This window comes from Myxococcales bacterium (genome assembly GCA_016703425.1).
GTDB lineage: Bacteria > Myxococcota_A > Polyangia > Polyangiales > Polyangiaceae > JADJCA01.
Genome location: JADJCA010000015.1, coordinates 49,369 through 69,800, shown reverse-complemented (window position 1 = coordinate 69,800; position 20,432 = coordinate 49,369). Strand labels below are relative to the sequence as shown.

At 68.2% G+C, this 20,432-nt stretch carries 17 protein-coding genes; 9 read left to right on the top strand and 8 right to left on the bottom strand.

Going from position 1 to position 20,432, the window contains the following annotated elements; all coding sequences use genetic code 11:
* The first annotated feature begins 89 nt into the window (after nt 1-89).
* Together IPG50_27175 and IPG50_27170 are read left to right on the top strand one after the other, a co-directional pair.
* Entirely contained in the window at nt 90-1,448 is a 1,359-nt protein-coding gene (locus tag IPG50_27175) for a hypothetical protein (protein ID MBK6695858.1), read from the top strand.
* 191 nt (nt 1,449-1,639) lie between these two features.
* Nucleotides 1,640-2,536 carry a hypothetical protein gene (locus IPG50_27170; GenBank protein MBK6695857.1) on the top strand — a complete coding sequence of 299 codons (897 nt, stop codon included), beginning with the start codon at nt 1,640-1,642 and terminating at the stop codon, nt 2,534-2,536.
* Nucleotides 2,537-2,567: 31 nt separating this feature from the next.
* On the opposite strand, the gene IPG50_27165 is transcribed toward IPG50_27170, so the two are convergent.
* Nucleotides 2,568-3,515: a hypothetical protein gene (locus IPG50_27165; protein MBK6695856.1), complete on the bottom strand. Its 948-nt coding sequence runs from the start codon at nt 3,513-3,515 to the stop codon at nt 2,568-2,570.
* Between the two features lie 705 nt (nt 3,516-4,220).
* Here IPG50_27165 and IPG50_27160 point away from each other — a divergent pair.
* Nucleotides 4,221-6,407, top strand: coding sequence for a choice-of-anchor D domain-containing protein (locus IPG50_27160; protein MBK6695855.1), 2,187 nt, complete (start codon nt 4,221-4,223; stop codon nt 6,405-6,407).
* Nucleotides 6,408-6,418: 11 nt separating this feature from the next.
* On the opposite strand, the gene IPG50_27155 is transcribed toward IPG50_27160, so the two are convergent.
* The 3 genes from IPG50_27155 to IPG50_27145 form a co-directional block, all read right to left on the bottom strand.
* Entirely contained in the window at nt 6,419-7,264 is an 846-nt protein-coding gene (locus IPG50_27155; GenBank protein ID MBK6695854.1) for an MBL fold metallo-hydrolase, read from the bottom strand.
* 67 nt (nt 7,265-7,331) lie between these two features.
* Complete coding sequence (locus IPG50_27150) at nt 7,332-8,507, bottom strand: thiolase family protein (GenBank protein MBK6695853.1); 1,176 nt, start codon at nt 8,505-8,507, stop codon at nt 7,332-7,334.
* 237 nt (nt 8,508-8,744) lie between these two features.
* Entirely contained in the window at nt 8,745-9,575 is an 831-nt protein-coding gene (locus IPG50_27145; GenBank protein MBK6695852.1) for a Spy/CpxP family protein refolding chaperone, read from the bottom strand.
* A gap of 216 nt (nt 9,576-9,791) precedes the next feature.
* Here IPG50_27145 and IPG50_27140 point away from each other — a divergent pair, with 216 nt between their 5' ends.
* A complete protein-coding gene (locus IPG50_27140) occupies nt 9,792-10,529 on the top strand; it encodes a hypothetical protein (GenBank protein ID MBK6695851.1) in 738 nt (245 codons plus the stop codon).
* 154 nt (nt 10,530-10,683) lie between these two features.
* On the opposite strand, the gene IPG50_27135 is transcribed toward IPG50_27140, so the two are convergent.
* The gene (locus tag IPG50_27135) at nt 10,684-11,940 is read right to left on the bottom strand and encodes a hypothetical protein (GenBank protein MBK6695850.1); all 1,257 of its coding nucleotides are present in this window, start codon (nt 11,938-11,940) and stop codon (nt 10,684-10,686) included.
* A 332-nt stretch (nt 11,941-12,272) separates the two neighbouring features.
* Nucleotides 12,273-12,824 (bottom strand): hypothetical protein, encoded by a 552-nt coding sequence (locus tag IPG50_27130; GenBank protein MBK6695849.1) that lies wholly within the window; start codon nt 12,822-12,824, stop codon nt 12,273-12,275.
* A gap of 415 nt (nt 12,825-13,239) precedes the next feature.
* Between IPG50_27130 and IPG50_27125 the strand changes: the two genes are divergently transcribed.
* The 5 genes from IPG50_27125 to IPG50_27105 all read left to right on the top strand — a co-directional run bounded on the left by IPG50_27125 (nt 13,240) and on the right by IPG50_27105 (nt 17,831).
* Nucleotides 13,240-14,493, top strand: coding sequence for a serine/threonine protein kinase (locus tag IPG50_27125; protein ID MBK6695848.1), 1,254 nt, complete (start codon nt 13,240-13,242; stop codon nt 14,491-14,493).
* A 132-nt stretch (nt 14,494-14,625) separates the two neighbouring features.
* Nucleotides 14,626-15,228, top strand: coding sequence for an SMI1/KNR4 family protein (locus IPG50_27120; protein MBK6695847.1), 603 nt, complete (start codon nt 14,626-14,628; stop codon nt 15,226-15,228).
* 350 nt (nt 15,229-15,578) lie between these two features.
* Nucleotides 15,579-15,851, top strand: coding sequence for a hypothetical protein (locus IPG50_27115; protein ID MBK6695846.1), 273 nt, complete (start codon nt 15,579-15,581; stop codon nt 15,849-15,851).
* Between the two features lie 161 nt (nt 15,852-16,012).
* Nucleotides 16,013-16,594 carry a sigma-70 family RNA polymerase sigma factor gene (locus IPG50_27110; GenBank protein MBK6695845.1) on the top strand — a complete coding sequence of 194 codons (582 nt, stop codon included), beginning with the start codon at nt 16,013-16,015 and terminating at the stop codon, nt 16,592-16,594.
* A 13-nt stretch (nt 16,595-16,607) separates the two neighbouring features.
* Nucleotides 16,608-17,831 carry a hypothetical protein gene (locus IPG50_27105; GenBank protein ID MBK6695844.1) on the top strand — a complete coding sequence of 408 codons (1,224 nt, stop codon included), beginning with the start codon at nt 16,608-16,610 and terminating at the stop codon, nt 17,829-17,831.
* Nucleotides 17,832-17,884: 53 nt separating this feature from the next.
* On the opposite strand, the gene IPG50_27100 is transcribed toward IPG50_27105, so the two are convergent.
* Nucleotides 17,885-19,375, bottom strand: a complete 1,491-nt coding sequence (locus IPG50_27100) for a hypothetical protein (GenBank protein ID MBK6695843.1) — start codon at nt 19,373-19,375, stop codon at nt 17,885-17,887.
* Complete coding sequence (locus IPG50_27095; GenBank protein ID MBK6695842.1) at nt 19,372-20,349, bottom strand: hypothetical protein; 978 nt, start codon at nt 20,347-20,349, stop codon at nt 19,372-19,374. The genes IPG50_27100 and IPG50_27095 overlap by 4 nt, the downstream gene beginning before the upstream one ends.
* Nucleotides 20,350-20,432 lie beyond the last annotated feature (83 nt).

The window sequence follows — 20,432 nt, the reverse complement described above, 5'->3', positions numbered from 1 at the left end:
GCCACGACCGGAAGCCGGCCCAGCAAAGTGGTCTACGGCCACAAGAAAGCGCTCACACCTGCGCGGACACGTCTCTTACCATCCGCGCCATGCTGACCGCTCGTTCGCGCGTTCTCATGGTTGCCTGGGGCGCCGCAGGGCTCACAGCGCTCTACGCGTGTTCCTCGGACTCGCTTTCAACGGAAGGGAACGGGACCGCTGACGCGGCTTCCGCCGAGGCATCCAGCACCTCCGACGCATCATCGTCCGACGGCGCAACGAACGTCGACGCGCTGAGCGATGCCGCTCGCCGCGAGCCGACGGTTCACGTCTTCGCACGAGCTTTCACGACGTGCGCCACGAAGGGCGGGGCCGCAAAATGCTGGGGCGCCAACGACAAGGGGCAGCTCGGCAATGGGGCGTTCGCCGCTGCCGTCAGAACTCCCGTCGACGTCAGCGCCCTCACGGCACCCACGCAGCTGGAGCCGGCCAATGCCCACACGTGCGCCTTGAGCGCCGCGGGCGTTTCTTGTTGGGGAAGCAACGTCGCGGGGCAGCTAGGCCACGACCCCGCATCCGACCCCAAAGATTGCGCCGGCGTCGCTTGTCGCAACGTGCCACAGGCTGTCGCCGGACTCGTCGGCGCCACGGACCTCGCGGCGGGCATTGACTTCACGTGCGCGGTCGCCGGTGGCGCTGTGTCTTGTTGGGGCTCACCGAACTATGCGGAGCTCGGACCCGCGCGCGATGGCGGCGCGACTTTCAGCCCAGGACCGGTGCCGATGACAGGTACCGTCGTCGAAGTACGAGCCGGTTCGAACAGCGTGTGCGCCCGCAAGGCTGATGGGACCGTGTGGTGTTGGGGGCGCAATCAGCTGGGGCAGCTCGGCAGCGGCGCTTCCGACGCCGGCTTCGACGGGACGGCGCACGCCACGCCGGTTCAGGTGCCGGGCCTAACGGGCGTCGTTTCTGTCGCCGTCGGTGGGCAACATGCGTGCGCGATTCGGGGCGACGGCACAGTGGCGTGCTGGGGCGCCAACTCCAACGGCGAGACGACCAACCCGGGCGGTCAACTTGGGCATGACCCCTCCAGCGATCCCGCGTGCACCGGCGGAGCGCCTTGCAGCGCATCGCCGACCACCGTGTCCGGCATCACGAACGCGCGCAAGCTTGCCCTCGGCAGCTATCATTCGTGTGCGCTCCTCGCCGACGACACCGTGTCGTGTTGGGGCAACAACAACAACGGCCTTCTGGGTCATGATCCGTCGAAGGACTTGGGCGTGCAGTTTGCACCGAAACCGGTCACGGGCCTCACCAACGTCGGCGACCTGGCCTTGGGCGACTTTCACTCGTGCGCCGTGACGCGCGACGATCAAGTCCTCTGCTGGGGCGAAAACGGCGCCGGACAGCTCGCGAAGCCCGTTGCCTCGGTGGGCTCATCGTTCACGCCGGTTGCCGTCGGTCTCTAGACGCATCCGCGGCGCGAGGTCGCTGCGCGCTCATCCCTGCCAGGCCGCGTGTGCGACCTCGCCGCCGAGCCGTCCGAAATCCACGCCGTGGCCCCATGGGCCACGGTGCATCGATCCAATCGCGCGGAGTTTCGCGCGGATTCGCGTGGCACTTCGATTGCAGCCTTGGCCGCGCCCCTCGGAGTAACGTCATGCGAATTCATCGCAAGCTACCGCGCGCAAGCGCACCGCTCACGACGCGGATCTTGGACGTGGACGCACTTGAGAGCGCCAGCGGCGGTGCTCGCATTGGGCAGGGAGAAGGCTGGCTCGATTGGGGGCGTCGTCAGTTGCCCGGCGACTGGCGCACCGACGAGCAGAAGGGCAACGACTTCAAGGCGTGGGACGATTGGAACCGCGCCAATGGTTTGCCTGGTGCGTTCGGCGAGGAGCCGCGCCTCAAGGGCAACGAAACGTTCCTGAATCCCAAAGAGGTGACGCAGGACAACCTGTGGGGACCGTTCCCCGAAGAGCTCCAGGGGCTCAAAGATCTACGCGACGGTCCGCCCGACGGGAGTAGCCATCCCCTTAGTCCCCGAACGGTGCAGAAGCTCGACGAGTTCATCAAAGACGCCGAGACCAACCAGGACCGCCTCGACATTCGATCTTTTGGTCGTCCGGAGGCAGAGCGCGATCGCACGCCGCCCGCCGACACGGCGCCGCCGGGGAACCTCCGCGTGGAGGGGCCGCAAGACGGTGGCATCGTTCCCACGTCGGCCGCGGCGCAGTTTGAGGGCGGCACCGGCAATGAGGGCCAAGCGACACCCCTCGGCGGCGCCTTCGCCAACGCCGGTTGGAACGGAGGCGACAACGGTCTCGACGCGGGCTTCAACGGCCTCGAAGGCGCCGGGGCCGTCGCGCCCGAGGGCGAGCCGCTGTGGAGCGGGGGCGCCGGCAACGTAAGCGACAACGGCGACCCGCTTCAGTTCGCGTCGAATCCCGTCGACGACTATCAGGACCCGTCGTTCAACGGTGTGGCCGACACGCAGGAGGCGTCGGCCGAGTACGCCGCCGCACCGGAGATGAGCACCGACGAGAGCGTCGCGTAACGCTTCCGCGGTCGATTCGACGGGCTGTGCGTCAGCGCTCCACCACGGACTTCTCCGCCACGAGCCACTCCCGGCCGCGCTTCTCAAAGACCGCCTTGCCGACGACGCCCTCCGCAGCGAAGCGAAACTGCACGGTCACCTTGGCGGCGGTCGCCTCGACGGCGGTGAACTCGAAGATCGGCCGTCCCTCTTTGATGCGCTCCGGTTCGACCCAAATGACGGGCGTTCCGAACATCGTGAGGCGCGTGACGGCGCGGTTCGCGTCGGTGCGCGCGACTCGCAGCGGAGCGCGGCCCGGGATCTCGCGGTGCCAGTAGGGAACAAGCGCGTCGAGCTCCAACGTCCGCTGAAGGACCTGCGTGAGCTCGTCGGGCGCGAGGTCGCGCACGCCGCCGTCATCGACAGCAGGGTCGCAGGTGTCGTCGAGCGACGAGCCGGCGGCGGCGACGCGAACTTGAATGAAATTCCCGAGCCCCGTGCCGACGCGGACGCCACCGTCGGCGCACTCGTCGAACGAGCCGCCCTTTCGCGGTGGCAGCTTGGTGCACTTGCCAAAGCGCCGCGTGAACTCGGACCGTGCGACGCTGGGTTGCACCGCCGGAAGGAACGACCCGGGCACTTCGACGCACGGGGGCGCCGTCCTCACGTCCTCGAGCCAGATCTCCGACACGACGCCGCTGCAGGCGCGCACCTTGAGCGACCCAACCTCGAGGAACTCGGTTGCGCCGGCGCGCGACGTGACTCGCACGGGCAGTCCCGAGAGCGCAGCAAGCCCATCGACGCGATCGCCCAGGTGCACCGGACCGAGCGACCGCCCCGGGACGATGGCGAGCGGGCAGTCGCCTTTGGTTCGTGTCGCCGGGGTGGCCGGCAGGGCGCTCGAAGACGCCGGCGCGGGGGCGGTCGTCTCGGTTCGACCGCGAGGCTTGCAGCCCGCGAGGGCGGCGAGGAGAAGCATGCACGGGAGCCAGGGGCGCATGGCGCAGGCCTATCACGACGAGGCGCGCTCCTGGCAGCTCGCTATCGCCTCCCCGTTGGCCAATCCAGTAAGCTGTGACCCCGTGATGCTTTGGGAGCCGACGACCTATCGGATAGCGACCCCCACAAGGTTTGTGCCGGCGCCCGAGCGGCGATCGGTTCCGAATCCGGGGTCGACGTGTGCGTGAGAAGGCGAAGCCTCCCCGCCATCCTTGGCCTGATGTGCGGCGCCTGTGCGCCTCTCATCGTGCCGCCGGGCACGACTGACGGGGGCAACATGGCCGAGGCATCGGACTCGGCGGCTGCGCGCGATGCGGGGCCCGATCGGGCGACCGCGGCGAGTTGTGACGTGCCGACCGAACTCCCGTGCCCTCCGGGGTGCGTAGAGCAGCGCGCAAGCATCGCCGCGGATAGCGGCACCTGCGCCCTTCCCATTCGACTGTATTGCGGAGCCCCGCTTACGGGCGGTCAGCCTGAAGAATTCTGCGCGGTGTTGGCCGACGGAGGGCTCGTTACCATACCGTCGCTCGATACGGAGCTTCCGCCGTCGGTAGCCTTTGGGCGGTGCACCGAGGCCGAGGCACGTGCCGCTGACGCCTGGAACGTGCCGTGCCCGTGAGCGACCGTTCAGGCCTGCCGGCGTGCCGTCCGCAAAGCCTCGATTCCAGCACGGGCGGAGTCGGCAGGAGCTGCTAGTCCATCTTCCGTGCTTAGCGCTCCCGCTCTCCTTCGTCCGCTGACCTTCCTGGCTCTCCTCGGGGTCGCCCCGCTACTCGCCGCCACTGGCTGCGTGAAGAACGCGGCGCCGCCCATCCTCGATGATCCCGACGCGAGCATCGCGCTCCCCGGGACCGAGGGCGCCGACGGGAGTGTTCTCGCGCCGGGCAAGCTCGTCTTCGACACGGCCGCGATCGATTGGGGCTTCGTCGATTGTCGAACGACCCCGCCGGCCAAGACCCTCAAGGTCAAGAACGTCGGCGACAAAGACGTGCCGTTCAAGATCAGCGTCGAGGGCGCTGCCTTTGACGTGTCACCCAAGACCGGCGTGGCGCTCCCCGGGAGTGAAACAACCTTCACGCTGACCGCGGCGCTAGCGGCCGAGGCTCCTGCTCGTGTCGCGCTCGAGGGCGCCCTCCTCATCGAGAGCGATCCAGGCGTGCCGCAGGTGCGCGTTCCGCTGAAGCTTACTCCCGAGGGCGCGATGCTGCGCGTCGCCGACGAGAACGTTTCCTTTGGCGAAGTGAAGGTCGGGCAGCTCGCGACCCCCGTCACCGTCGAGCTCGAGAACACTGGCTTCGTCCCCATCGAGGTGACCCTCGTGCCGCCGACGGGCGACGAATTGGGCCTCGCGTGGACGAACGTTCCGGCACCGATCGCCCTCGGCGCCACCGAGAAGAAGACGCTGAGCGCGACCTTCGCGCCCAAGTCCGAGGGAAAGAAGTCGGCCGACGCGACCCTCACCGTGAAGGGACCGATCTGCGGCGCCGTGCCGACGGCCATCAAGCTCTCCGGCGAAGGCGTCTACAAGCCGGTCACCGTTACCGCAGGCCCGCTCCTCTTCGGAGCCGTTGACTGCGGCACCACGGCCACTGCGAAGACCGTCTCGATTCAGAACGACAACGCGTTCGCCGTGACCTTCACCGCGGCGCTCACCAAGGCCGCGTCATCGCCCTTCACGGTCTCTCCCGCGTCCGGCAGCGTGCCGGCCGGTGGCTCGCTCAACGTGACGGTGACCCCGAAGGCCATGACCGCGCCGCGGGTCATCACGGCGAACGCCTACGGTGACACGTTGACGGTGACGACCAACGCACCGAACGACACGCCGCACGTCGTCGACCTCCAGCAATCGGCGCGCGGGGCCATCCTCGGAACCACGTTCGTGGCCGCGTTTGGCGCACAGACCGTCGGCACAACGACCAACCACACGCTCACCGTGAACAACACGGGCAACGCATCGGTCAATGTCGCCATGGCCACGGCGGCTCCCTTTGCCGTGAGTCCTGCCTCGCCGACGGCGCTCACCGTTGGCGGAGGCCTCTCCGCCAACGCCACCGTGTCGTTCGTCCCCACGGTCACCGCGGCTCAGGCCAAGAACCTCACCTTCGCGGTCGCCGGTCCGCTCTGCGGCTCAGCACCGGCGACCGTCGGCCTCTCCGGCAGCGGCACCGTGCCCATCTTCAGCACCGGCGGACGCATCACGACCTTCAGCGCCACCTGCGGCGCCGGCGCCGTGCCGTCGCAGACGCTCACCCTTCGCAACGACGCGGCGGCCCTCGGCAAGCTGCTCATCACGAACATCGCGAAGACGGGGCCTTTCACGGTGAGCCCGACGAGCCTCGCGGCCATCGACCCCGGCGGCACCGGCTCGCTCACGATCACCGCGAGTCAGCCGATCATTGGTACCGATCGCGGCGGTCAAACGGACCCCGGCACGATCACCTTCAACACCAACGATCCGAACAACCCGTCGATCACCGTGGCCATCGCGCGCGCCGTGCACGGGGCCAACCTCGACTACGCGGTCCGCGCGGGGCGCATTCTCGTGCCCACGTCGCTCGTGGACTTCCCTGGCTGTCCCCTGCAAACGCCGGTGCCTTCCGACGCCTTCTACATCCGCAACACGGGCGACGAGGACGTCCTCACGATCAACACCCTTACGTCGGGGCAGTGGACCTTCGCCACGTCCGCGGGGCTCACGAGCTTCGGCATTCTCGCTGGCAACTCGATGTTGATGACCGGCAGCTATTCGGGGCCCGTGGTGGCTTCGCTCCCCGCGCAGTCGGTTTCGCCCGCGTCGTCGCCATCGACGAACGTGTGCATTCCGCTGCCGAAGCTCAACGTGACCTACACGCTCCTGCCGCTGAGCGACACGCGCTGCATCATCATCTTGTAGCGCTGAGCCCGCTAGGTCGTCGCGCGGTAGCGGTCGTCCGTCAACGCGACGCGCCCTTCGTCAACGAGCTTCTCGAGGTGAGCGCGCAGGCTGAGGAGCGCGAAGGGCAATAGCTCTGCGGCGACGTCGCTGTAGGCCGCCGGCAACAGCTCTTCCGCGGTGCCCGGCGTGCTTGTGGCGGCCGCGAGCACTTTGCCTTCCCGCATGAGCCGGTGCTCGCGGGTCTTTCGGAAGACGCCGACGGGATCTTCGATGGGCGCGCCGTGGGCCGGTAGAGCAACGCTCGCGCCGAGCCCTTCGAGTCGTGCGAGCTGCGCGAGGTAGGTGGCCATGTGGCCCTCGCCTTTGCCCGGCGCGATGAGGATCGTGCCCACCGAGGCGACCATGTCGCCGACGAGGATGGTTCGATCCATCGCTTCGTAGAGGCAAACATGGCCGGCCGCATGACCCGGCGTGTGGAGCACGTGCCAGCGCATCGGCGTGGGACCGTGCAGAAGGATCTCCTGCTTGTCGGCGAGCTTGGCGGCAACTTGCAAGTCCGGCAGTTGTTCGGCCGTTTGCGCGTGAGCCCAAATGGGCAGCGAGAGCTCCTTGGCAAAAAGAGCGGCGCCGCCCACGTGGTCCGCGTGGTGATGCGTGAGCACGATGGCCAGCGGTTCGCGGCCCGAAGAACGAAGCGCGCGGGCCCATTCGAGCCACGCGCGCTGTTCGTCTTCGTAGGGGGTGGCCGGCTCGACCAAGAGCACGTCGCGGGTGCCGATGGCGTAGCTGTTGGTGTGCGTTGCCGGCGGCAAGGTTGGTGTGCGAGACGCGAGCGTCGAGACGCCGGAAAAGAGCTCGCGGGGGTAGAGCGACATCGCGAAAGGCTTTCTTAGTGGGTTTTCGCGGAGTCGCTCAGAACCGTTTCACGCGCGAGCGCGCTCTTCAGCGCTCGATGACGAGGGCGAGGGCTTCGCCGCCACCGATGCAGAGCGAGGCGAGGCCGCGCTTGGCGTTGCGATCCTTCATCGCGTACGCGAGCGTGGTGACCATGCGCGCGCCGGTGGCTCCGATGGGGTGACCCAGCGCCACGGCGCCGCCGCGAACGTTGACCTTCTGGAGGTCGATGTTCGAGAGCTTGGCGCAGGCCATCGTGACGACGGCGAAGGCTTCGTTGATCTCGAAGAGGTCCATCTGCTCGAGCTTCATGCCCGTGCGGAGCATCGCCTCGTTCATGGCGAGAACGGGCGCCGTGGTGAATTTGACGGGCTCTTGCGCGCCGCCGCCCCAGCCGGCGATGCGGCAGAGCGGTTCGAGGTTGTGCTCCTTGACGGCCTTCTCGCTCGCGAGCACGAGGGCGCTGGCGCCGTCGTTGAGCGACGAGGCGTTGGCCGCCGTGACGGTGCCGTCTTTGGCGAAGGCTGGCCGGAGCGCCGCGAACTTTGACGGATCGCCCTTCGACGGACCCTCGTCGAGCTTGACCATCAGGGGCTCGCCCTTCTTCTGCGGCACGGCGACGGCGGAGATCTCCGCGTCGAACATGCCTTCCTTCTGCGCGGCGAGGGCGCGACGGAAGCTCTCCTTGGCGAAGTCGTCTTGTTGCTCGCGGGAGAAGCCGTGCTCCTTCGCGCAGGCGTCGCCGCAGTTGCCCATGTGGACGTTGTTGTACGGGTCCCAGAGGCCGTCGAAGATCATGCCGTCGGTGAGCTTGCCGTCACCCATGCGCATGCCGGTGCGTGCACCTTGCATGTAGTAGGGGACGTTCGACATCGACTCCATGCCGCCGGCGACGACGAGGTCGCGCTCGCCAAGGGCGATGGCGCGGGCCGCCATGATGATCGCTTGCATGCCCGAACCGCAGACCTTGTTGATGGTCGTGGCGGGGACCGAGTTGGGCAGGCCCGCGTGGATGAGCGCTTGGCGCGCAGGCGCCTGGCCGACGCCCGCCTGGAGCACGTTGCCCATGAAGACTTCGCCGATCTGCGACGGCTGAAGCTTGGCCCGCTCGACGGCGGCTTTGATGGCGGCAGCGCCGAGCTCCGGCGCACGCATCGACGAGAGCGAGCCCAAGAAGGCCCCGATGGGCGTGCGGGTGGCAGACACGATGTAGACGGGCGGCATGCTGGCCATGGTGCTTCTCCTCAAAAATCGAGCTGGACCGGCCTTGCGGCGGCCCCGCGTTCAGTGCGGGCGCGCTTCGTATAGCCCGATCGGCCCCGCAGTTCTACCCACCCCCCGCAGTTCTACCCAGGGAGCTTGCGGCCAAAAGCGGGCCCCGGCCAGGCCCGCAAAACGGAAACGAGCCGGAAACCGGGACCTGGTCCCGATCGCCGGCTCGCGAGCCTCCAGCAGCGTTGTTCAGTGAACGCCGGGGCCGTCGCTCTTGGCGCGCTCGCGGAGCATCGCCGCGGCCTTGGTCCGCTGCTCCGGCGTCAAGATCGGCGTCGCCGTTTCGACGAACTTGAGCATCCGAGGGAGCCACTCGGCGGTGCGGTCGGGCATGACCTCGTTCGCGTTGAAGGTGTCGTTCTTGAACGATTCGAGGGCGCGTTTCGCGTGGCCGCGGTGCTCACGGAACGCCTTCATGGGGTGCTCGCCGCCGACCTGGGCCTTGAAGGCCTCCTTGAGCTTGTCCTTTTGGTCGCTCGTGAGCTCGAGCTCGCGCCACTTGCCGAGGCGCTCCTTCATCGGATGGCCTTCCATGGCCTTGTGCATCATCTTCGGTTCGAAGGCGTCGACGAAGGCTTTGCGCTGATCCGGCGTGAGCGTCTTGTGAAGCTCGGCGAGGGCCGCCATGTCTTCGCCGCGCACCTTCTTGAAGGCGTTCATCGCCGTCTCGACCTTGGGCGCGAGGGCGGCCTTGTCGATGGCGCCGCGCTCGACCTGATCGGCCAAGGAGAGCATCAGGTCCTTCTTTAGGTTCGCCGTCTCCGTGCGCACCGCTTGATGACGGGTCTCGGCTTGTTTGAAGAGGTCCTGGATGCGTGTGCGCTGATCGGCGCCAAGGGGGACGTCACCGAGCGCGAGGCCTACGGCGCGGAGCGGTCCCGCCTCCTGCGTGGCGATGGGCTGCTGCGTCGCGCCGACCGGCGGCGCCGAGGTCGACGCGCCGGCGCTGCAGCCCGAGGCGAGCACGAAAAGGGGGAAGGCCAACGTGGTCAACGAGGAGCGGAGAGAAGGCATCTTCATGAGCCTTAGGATGCGCGCGGCCCGCAAAATTGCCCCTTAAGTTGTGTGAAGTTCCATGCGGGCCCCTTTGCGAATCGTCGCGCCCACGGGCGCGCCTCACAGCGGAGCTTTACGCGGCGCCACGCCCGGGAGCGGAAAGCAATTGCCGGCGTCGTCGTCTCGACTGGAAGCGCATTGCCGTCGCTCACGGCCGACGCGGGCAAATGACGCATGGGCGTGCAGGTACGACCTTTGCTCCAGACCAACGACGTCGCCCGCGACGTCACGGAGGCGTCTGTCATGGTTGCACGTTGCGTTGGTTTCCTAGGAGCGAGCACTCTGATCCTTGCCGGTTGCGGCGCGTCGCCCGACCGCGAAGATGAGGACGGCGAGAGCGAGGCCGCGCTCGTCTTGGTCGACGATCCGATGGTAGCGCCGCTCAAGGACGCCCTCAGCGGTGGCGCCTTTCGCTGCGTCGCGCAAGACGGAGCGAGCTTCGAGGTGAGCGTGACCCCTGCGAGCCCCATCCACAGCGGAGCCCCGAGCCGCGTCGTCAAGTGGACTGCGCAAGCGTCGTGGACGGGGCGCTTCGGGACGTTGCCTTCGAGTGGCGACGCGGTCGTATCGACGCTGCCGAACGGGCGTCGCGTGGCAGGGCAGGGTAACCACAACTTCAGCACGTCAAACGGCTGGATCGATGGGCTTGACCTCTCGACGGTACGGAGCGCAATCGGCGATGTGTCGATCTCGTGCGGTATCTCGCGCACGCCCGTCTTTCACAACTCACCCGAGTACGGCGCTGCTCTTCGCTTCTTCGGGCGGCTCGAGCGCGCCTCGAGCGAGTGCTTCCAAGAGTCCTACTACCGAGCGCACAACCCCGACGTCGCGAGCGCGATTCAGAGCGGTGCCTTCGTCAGCGGTCGTCACCACTACGAGCTGCACGGACGCGACGAAGGCCGTGCAGCGTGTCGGTGAGCGGCGCCCGGTAGTGGGCGGCACACACGGATCCGCACTCGGTCAGTCGCTGCTACGGGCGCGAGCCTCACCGGAGCGCCCCGGCCGCTCTAGAGGTTGCTCACGTCTGGCCCGGCCTTCGCGAAAGGCCGCCTGGCCGCATCCGAGCCGTGGATCACTCCTCGGGCGACGCCGCGCTCGATTCGACGTTCTCGCCACCGCCGCCGCCACCCTCGTTGAGGCCGCTGAAGCCACCTTCGAAGCCGCCGCTGTTGGAGAGGTCGCCGAAGCCCTGACCGTCTTGGTTGACGCCGCTGAAGGCGTTGGCGTTGCCGTCACCCTCGTTGAGGCCGCTGAAGCCACCTTCGAAGCCGCCGCTGTTGGAGAGGTCGCCGAAGCCCTGGCCGTCTTGGTTGACGCCGCTGAAGGCGTTGGCGTTGCCGTCACCCTCGTTGAGGCCGCTGAAGCCACCTTCGAAGCCGCAGCTGTTGGAGAGGTCGCCGACGCCCTGGCCGTCTTGGTTGACGCCGCTGAAGGCGTTGGCGTTGCCGTCACCCTCGTTGAGGCCGCTGAAGCCACCTTCGAAGCCGCCGCCGTTGGAGAGGTCGCCGAAGCCTTGGCCGTCTTGGTTGACGCCGCTGAAGGCGTTGGCGTTGCCGTTGCCCTCGTTGAGGCCGCTGAAGCCACCTTCGAAGCCGCCGCTGTTGGAGAGGTCGCCGAAGCCCTGGCCGTCTTGGTTGACGCCGCTGAAGGCGTTGGCGTTGCCCTCGTTGCCGAAGGCACCGCCGACCGCTTGCGCGTCGTTGGTCGTGGCGGTCGACGCCCCGTTTGAGAGGCTCTCGTCGCGGCGGGCGCCATCGAGATTCGCCGAACCCTGCGCCGACAAGGAGTCTGCCCTATCGGAGGTCGCGTCTCCTGCGGGCGGCCCCGTGTCTGCCGGCGGCGTCGTGTCTTCCTTCGGCTGTTCGGGATTGATGGTCGAGCGCTCCGTGTTCAGCTTTTCCTGGCCGTTTTCATCGAGGCTGAGCGTGTGGGTGATGCTCGCGTCGACGGTGTTGATGCTTGGGTCGGTGCGCATGATCTCTTGCGCACGTTGGTCCGCGAAGTTTCGCACCTCCTGGGGAGAGCGGATGCCCGGCAGCGTCGTCTCGAAGCTCGCCTGATCTCGCGAGAGCGACTCTGTGGTCGAGCGAATGATGCCGTTGCGATCGACCTGGGACGTGCTCCCGTCGTCGTGTCGCTCCGTCGTCGTCGGCACCGCGAGCGGACTGTTTCCCGGCACCACCGTCTGCCCGTCCAGGCTGATAGGCTGACCGTTGGGTGCCGGCAGGACTTCAATCGAACCACCGTTCGGAAACATCCGAACGACCCTCGCGCCGCCGTGCACTGCGTCGAGGGCCTCGAGATCGAGCGTCGGGACTCGCATCGCCATGATTGACACTCCTTCGCGGCGATCCATCGCGGCGCCGCGAAACGAACATCGCAACCGAGGTGCCAGCCTGCTCGTTGTGAACTCCCAGGGCACAGCACTGCGCGCGAGGTGTTCCACGACCCCGAAGCACGGACAAATCGTGAAGTGAACGATTCGTTCACTGGTGTCGAAGCCGCAAGACCCACGGCGGTGCTGGACGTGGGCGTGCCCGTCGGTGTCGCCGCTGGGTGGCGCAGCCGGCGGCTTTTCCGGGCAACCCTAGACGCGCGTGAGTTCGTCGGCACGAAACGCCGCCGCGCACGCGGCAAGCGACTGCGATGACCAAAGCGAGACTACAGGTTGCTCGCGTCGGCCCCCGCGTCCCCTTGCGGCGAGCCGCCGTCTTCCGCTTCCGGTGCGTCGAGCGGCGCGGCGTCACCCGTCGTCGTCGGACCGGCATCCCTCGCAGTTGCGGCGTCGGCGGCTCCTCGCCCGCTGTCGACGTCGCTCTGCCGCTCGAGTGGTTGCGGCGACTCGATCCAGGGCATACCGCCCATCGCCTCGGAGTTCCTTGCGTCACTTCCATTGGTCAGGGCGCATCCAGCAAGCGCCGGGAGCATCGCCAGCGCTATCGCCGGCGCGCGCTTCGCCCGGTGCAACATCGACGGCGCGAGCAGCCGAGCCTGCTGACGAAAGACCACGTGTCCGCGCGCGTCATAGACGTAGCGCACGCACAAGTCGCCGCCCCTATCGTGGAGAAGGGCTCGCGCTTCCGCTTCGTTGAGAGACGACAGATCGCGCACGACCTTGCGGCAGTCCCCGCAAAAGCGACCCCCAGCGGCGGGGGTCATCTCGCGCCAGCTCTTCCCGCAGGGGTTCGCAATAGCGATCTCTTGAACGTCCATGGGATCCACCGAAGCAACGGACAGGCCATCGCACCTCGCCTGCGGGAACCTTTGAAAAGCCTCGGATTGCCTGCGCGTGTGGTCTCGAAGGGGACGGCGACGCCCGGTCCTGGCACAACGATGGCACAGGCTCGAAGGCTCGCGCCCGGCGGTCGTGATGAGGAAGCCAACGCACCAAAGAAGAGCAGGCGAGGAACGGTGATAGGCTCGTGACCTCGGTTCGCCACCGGGCGGTGCGCGTGCCAACGAGGAGTCCGTGGCGCTGATTGGCTGTCCTCACTGCGGCGCACTGCACGAAGCGTCGACGACCGTTTGTCCACGCACAGGGCACACGCTCGCATCTGCCGTTGGCAGGCCCGCGTCGAGCCGCTCCCGGCCGCCGCCCACGCCGCAGCACGAGCGACGCGTTCCTTCCGTGCCGCCGCTGCCCACGCCGCCGAGACCGCGAGGATCCGTTCCCCCTCCTCCGGCTCCCGGCGCGCGCGCCCCGTCCGTTCCGCCGCTCGAACCCGACGAGGCGGCTCCGTCGGTCCGCGCGCTCATCGGCACGACGCTCGGCGGTCGCTACCGCGTCCGCTCGATCCTCGGCGAAGGCGGCATGGGCACGGTCTTCGAGGCCGAACACCTCGCCCTAGGCCGCGCCGTCGCCATCAAGGTGCTCCATCCGACGCAGGCCAAGCGGCGCGTCGCCGTGCAGCGCTTTCAGAACGAAGCGCGCGCCGCCGGCACCATTGGGCACCCGAACATCTGCGAGGTCTACGACATCGGCGAGCTGGGCGACGGCAGTCCGTTTCTCGTGATGGAGCGACTCGTGGGCGAAACGCTCGCCGATCGCATCGCACGGGAGCGCGTCGACGCGACCGACCTCGTGGACATCATGTTGCAAGTCCTCTCGGGCCTCCACGCCGCTCACCAGAAGGGGATCCTGCACCGCGACATCAAGCCCGAGAACATCTTCCTCAACACGCGCGTTGGCGTTGGGCCTTTGGCGAAGCTCCTCGACTTCGGCGTTGCCAAGGAGATGAACCCGGCTCCCGACGCAGTGACCGATCTCACGATGGCCGGCATGGTCATGGGGACACCGTTCTATTTGTCGCCCGAGCAAGCGCGCGGCGAGCGCGATCTCGATCAGCGTACCGACCTCTACGCGTGTGGGGTTGTGATGTACGAAGCGTTGGCCGGCACGCGCCCCTTCGCGAGCCAAAACTACAACGGCCTCCTCCGGTCGATTCTGTTCGCTGACCCGACGCCGCTCCGCGTCACCCGCCCCGACCTACCCGAGGGCCTCGAGAGCGTCGTCATGAGCGCCATGGCTCGTGAGCGCGGCGACCGATACGCCGATGCGATTGCGCTCCAAGAGGCGCTCGTGCCGTATCACGCAGCGAGCTACATCTCGTCGCGCTCGCTGCCCAATCCCACGTCGTCACGTCGCGATGTGGTCGCTCCGCCGCCGGCCTCGGGGCTCTGGGACGAGACGCTCCACGACCCGGCGATGGGCGAGCGGGTGCACGAGGGCGAGTCGTCGCGCGGCCGCGTCACCGAGGCGCCTACTCATTCGGGGAGCCTCGAGCTCGACTTCGACGAGGAGACGGTCCGTTCGACGACGACCTCCGAGCTCGCCCGCGCGATGCGCGAGGGCATCGACGGAACGAAGAAGCGATCGAGGTAGTGGGCTCGTGACCGGGACCCCAAAATCCGAGCCGTCGTCGGTGTTCATCGTCGACGCCGTTCGCTCGACGCTCCCGCGAACCGTCCGCGCATCGGTTGACGTCGACGCGGTTCAGTTGCTCTAGTTCTCACCATGCACAGGGGGCTGGCGAAGACTCGACTCGATGCACTCTCGCGGCTCTGGGCCTACAAGCGTCCCGGACTCGAGCGTCGGCTTCGAAAGGGCGCCACGCCCGCCGCGTTGAGGGCGGCGGAGAAGAAGTTTGGGTTGAAGCTGCCGCAGGGTCTTCGCGAACTCTATGCTTGGCACGACGGAGCAAAGGATCCGTACGAAGCCATCGAGGGTTACTACGGTTGGCTTTCACTGGCCCGCGCCGCTGCCCAGAAGAAGATGCTCGAGCGGGTTCGAATCCGGATGTTGGATGATGGATCGTGGGACGCTGCGTGGGTCCCTGTCCTCTGCTGTGAGGGCGATCTCCTTTGCGTCGACACGCGAAGCGGTGAAGTTTTCGAGTGGCTAAACGTGGAAGGCCGCGTGGTGAACTTGGCGCCCTCTGTTGACGCTTGGCTTCGCGCGCATATCGCGATCACAAAGAGTGCGAAGGCGCCTCTTGCTGACTGGGACGCGGTCGTCGATGCGTTTCGCGGTCCAAAGGCGCGACGAATTCGCAGGGAGCAGTCGCCCGGTTACCCGAAGAACGTTCGACCTCGAGGAGGCCGCGCTTCAGCGCGATGACGCGACCGGCGACGCATGCCACCGCGACCGCCGATCGCTCGGAACCTCTTCGGCGCTCGCCGCGTAGAAGACCCCACCCGGCGACCATGAGAACCATCGCGCCACGCGCCGGGCACTCGAAGGGAGCCCGTTGAGGGTGTGGCCTTCGCGAGAACGATGACGTCCCGAGGCGCTTCGCTGAGGTGGCACTTCGAAGCGGCGTCCTGAGCCCCTCGGGAGGCGTCGGGAAAGGCCTTCCGCGATCCGGCGGCGGATAAAAACGATCGTGTTTCTTTGCCCTGATCAGATCGGTCTTGGGCGGGCAAGTACGTGGAGACAACGGCCTGGTGTGGCCGAAATGGGAGGTCTCCATGAAAAAGTTCGTTGCCAGCGTCGCGGCGCTCTTCGCCCTCGCTTCCGTCGCCTGCGGGTCCACGGCTGAGACCGAGACCACCGACGACGAGGTCAAGGTCGAGGTCGAGTCCACGAGCGAGGCGCAGGTCGCGTGCTACACGGCCTACGAGTGCACGTCGGGCGGCCGCGTCTACAGCGGCTCCACCGGCTATTCGAACTGCAAGGCCTCGTGCACTGGCTCCTGCCTCAAGATCGGCCGGTGCTGCGGCACCCGCTGCGTCTGGAACTAGGCACCTGGAGCGGTGCGGCCGCGTGCCACACGCCGCGGTCGCCTGCTCAAGTTGCGCTCTCTCGATGAGAAGTGAAGCGCGGCGCTCGCCCCGCCGTACGTCGCTTGACCTCGCGCTTCACGCGCGCACGCCCGTTGCTACCCGTTTCCCAGGAGAGCCCTTTGCCGCCGATCGCAGCAGCCAGCGCCGTAGACGAGCGCGCGACCCACATGGGTCGCTGCCCGTCCGTCGCGTCCTCGCGGCCTGACGCACGCCTTCGGAGTGTGCTGCGCGAGCACGCGGACTACACTGCGCGCACGCTGCGACGCTTCGGTGTGACGGGGGCCGCCGCGGAGGACGCCGCTCAGCAGATCGCCATCGTCATGGCGCGCCGCCTCGCCGAAGTGCCGGAGGGGGGCGAGCGCCAATTTCTCTTTGGCGTGGCACGTCGCGTCGCGTGGTCGGCCCACCGTCAGGCGATGCGCCACGGCGAGAACCTCGGCGAGGAGCTCGTCGATGCCGTGGATGCGACACCGAACCCAGAGCAGGTCTTGGAGCTTGAGCGAGCGCGGGTTCTCGTCGTCCAGACCCTGCAGCACATGCCCGCGGAGCTGCGAACCGTCTTCGTCCTCCACGAGATCGAAGAGATGAGCATGGCCCACATCGCGGTCCGCTTGGATGTGCCGCCGGGCACTGTCGCATCGCGTCTTCGCCGCGCGCGGGCCCACTTTGGCTCGGTCGCCGCGCAATTTCGCAACGAGTAGTCGAGGAGAGAGCATGAGCAGAGTTCTGCTGACTTGGATTGGCGGCGTCGCCACGGTGGCTGCCTGTAGCGCCGGTGGTTCGCACGCCGAGTTCGTCGCGGGGCGCGCTGATGCCGAGACCGGTGACGGCGCCGAAGCGGTTGCCGAAGCCCAGCTCACGAACAAGGACGCTGGGGCGAAGCCGAAAGACGGTGGAGCGAAGCCCACCGACGCTTCCGCCAAGCCGCCCGCCCTCAACAACGCCGCGAACTGCGGCGCGGCGGGTCACGACTGTGGTGGCGCCGCCTGCGTTTCGGGGGTGTGCGAGCCGGAGAAGCTTGCGACCGTCAAACGACCCCACGCACTCGCCGTGGCCGGCGCGTCGCTGGTCTTCGTCGATTCGGCTCCGGGAAACCAAGCGCCGCTCTACAAGATGTCGAAGGCCCCAAGCGCCGCCGTCCCGACGGTCGTGCCTGGGCCTTCGGTCCGCAACTTCGACCTGCTTGAACTCAAGGTTGGTGGCGGCTTCGTCTACATCCTGCCAAGGAAGTCCGGCGCGGGCCCGCTCTTGCGGCGACCCTTGAGCGGCACCGACGCGGGCGTCGACGAGCGAGTCGGCGGGGAGCTCGACACCGTCGACTCCTTCGACGTGGATGCGACTCACGTGACCTTCAAGCTCTCGGAATATCCGCGAGCCACGTTTCTTCAGGCCCATGCCGGCGCCGCTCCCGTCGAGTTCCCAACGCTCGCGAGCGATCCGATGCGTCGGTCGTTCGTGGAGGTTTCGCTCACGGGGAGCTCGATCTTCGGCCTCTACGAAGGCGACGTCTACGAAGTCAAGAAGGGCGGCGGTGGGGCGACGCTCCGTGCGCCCATCTTGGCGAGCAACGGCTACGAAAGCGCGTTCGCAGCGACGCCGAACGCCTTCTACGGGGTGCGCTTTCAACGGTCCAACCCCGTGACCTGCGGAACGACGACGTTCGACGTGTGGCGTCAGGCGATGCTCGGCACCGGTGGAGGCCTCATTCACTCGGGAGCCGGCTGGGTGCCTTCGCTGCGCGCCGATGCCCAAGGGGCCCTCTATCCGCTGCAGCCGTGCGGCGGGGGGCCCACCAAGCTCATGGCTTATCGTGAGACCGACGGAGCAAGCTATGTGGTCGCCGAGTTCGACGGGGCGACCGACGTCTTCGCCGCCGACGACGCCTATGTGTACTTTACCCGTGTCGACGACAACGCGCTGTACCGCGTCGCTCGGTAGCCGCGAGTCTTCGCGGAGTGTGCGGCGCGCAAGTCGCAGTCGACCGCGAGCCTCTAGAGTGACAGCGTGGGCTGACTGAGCCCAGCGGGGCCCGGTACGGAACCGCCACCGGCGGAGCCGCCCGCGCCCAAGGTGAGCTTCCCTTGGCTCGCGACGTCGATGACGGGCGCCGCGCCCCTAAACAGGGTGCCGACCGAGATACCGCCGGCGCCGCCTGCGCCGTCGCCGCCCTTGCCACCGGTGCCTCCGGCGCCGCCGCTGCATCCAGACCCAAACGCGTTGCCGGCGCCAGGACCACCCACTTGGCCCGCCGGCGCCGCGCCGCCCGCGCCGCCGCCGCCGCCACTCTTCGTGCTGCGCGCTGTGTCGACGAGGCTAACGCCGGAACGCACCGACAAGAGCGCGATGCTCCCGCCGCCGCCGCCACCACCCTTGCCACCGCTCGAAGGGCAACCTCCGCAACCGCCACCACCACCGCCGCCCAGGGTCCATGCGCCACCACCGCCGCCGCCCTGAGCGAGCGAGCCGGCGGTGCCGTCGCCGCCGCTCGCCGGGGACCAGCCCGTCTCGAGCAGCGCGCCGAGCGCGGTCGGCGCCGGCGAGGTTGCGCCCGCGATACCGTCGGCACCCTTTCCGCCACCGGTACAGGCAGCGAGCGCCGCGTTGTTGGTTCCCGCCGCGCCGCCGTCGAGCGCGGGTGTGCCAGCGCCCGGGGCCACGCTCGGCGAGAACTGCCCGCCGGCGCCGCCTGTCGTGATGCCCGCGTCCGCGCCGTCGAGCAGGCAGTTGCACGTGACCGTCGGCCCCGGCACCAACACGGTGCCGTTTCCGCCGGCCGCGCCGCCCATCCCGCCGCCGGTGCCGAGCGCGCCCGCGGCGCCGCTCTGGCCGCTCGCGCCGGACCCGGCCGCCAAGGCGCTTCGCACGAAGGTCACCGAGACTGCGTCGGAGACCCACGCCGCGACGCTCGAGGTACCGGCGGCGGTCGCGTCTCTGGCCGCGAACTCGAGCGACTCGAGCGTGATGGCGTTGGTGAGGCCGACGAGGCGAAGCGCTGGCCCCGAGTCCGGCGGGCGGATCACCGGCACCCGTGCGGCGACGCTCCAGCCGGCGAGGCACTCGAACCCGCCGACGAGGCTGACGCCGACGCCGGACATGGTCACGCGCTCCTCAAAGGCGTCGCCGCATAGGAAGGCGCGGTACACCTTCTGGTCGACGGCCTTCTGAATCGCGACGGCGAGGGTCTTGAGCGGCGCCTGACGCGTGCCGGCGTTGGTGTCGCTGCCGCTCGAGGACACGAAGACCCCGCACCGTTCGTCGACGACCGTGGGGTCTGCCGTCGGAGAGCGCTCGCAGCCCGGCGGTTCGAGCACCGGCGCGTCGCGGGCATCACCCGCTCCGTCGGCGGTTGAAGGTGCCCCGTCTCCGATGGATGCCGAGTCGGGGCGTTCGCCCAAGGGATCCCCGAGGGGCCGTGCCTCGATGCCGAGGACGACGCTGCAGGAGCCGCACGCGAGCGCGCCGAGGGCCGCGACCCTCCTCACAGCGAGCCCTCGAAGAGCAGCATCGTCCGCGCGCCGGTGGACACGCGCAAGCGCGGGCCCGCGTGGGTCACGCGGGGCGCGTCGCTCTTGGCCGTGAAAAAGAGCACCGCGCCGGTCCCCGCCGCGACGACGCCCGCTCCGAAGAAGACCGTCGACCAGGCCGCTGAGGAGAGTGCGCTGTCGGTGAGCTTGATGCCCTCCGCGTTGCAAACTTGATCGTTGCACTGTGCATTGGCATCGTCGTAGGTCGATTTCGCCTTGAGGCCGAGGAACGCCGACGCGCCGAGGGAAACGACGCCGACGCCCATGGCGGCAACGCCGACGGTGCGCTGCGTGATGCGGAACGGCGCCCTTTGCGTCTCCTTCTCTTCTTCCGCGTCATCGGTGACGGCACCCGTCGGTGCCGACGGTGACGCGCCGCGGGGCGGCACGGTCGCTGCGGCCGGCGATGCGGCGATGGGGACCGGGAACGAGAACGCCGTGCCCGCCTCGGCCGCGAGCGTTCCCTGCCACGTCGCACCGCTCGGCGACTTCGCCCGCACGAGGTGCTTGCCGGGCTCGATGGCCACGCTCTCGTTGGTCGCGACGCTCTCTCCGTCGACGCTCACGGCTGCCTCCGCGGGTGCCGCGAAGGTGACCAGCGCGATGCGCTTTCCGAGCTCCGCCAACCGATCGCGAGCGCTTTGGGCGCGATCGCGTTGCCCCAGCTTCTCCGTGAGCTTGAGCGCGCTCACGTACGTCCGGTGCGCCAGCGACAAGTATCCGAGACGCTCGTAACAGTACGCGAGGTTGATGAGCGTCCCGGAGCCGCCATAGAGCTTCTGGCTCGCCTCGAGCTTGGCCCGCGCCGTCACGAAGTCTTGCGCGGCGATGGCCTTGCGGCCTTCGACGAAGAGCGCCTCGGCCTCTCTCTTGTCTGGCGTCTGGGCACGCGCCGTCGAGGCGAGGCTCGAGGCGACGAGCAACGCGAGCATTGAGAGAGGTGGCCGCACCCGGCGCATCGCGCCTAGCAGTCTATCGCAAAGAGCCGAGGGGCACGGCGCCTCATGGCGTTGAC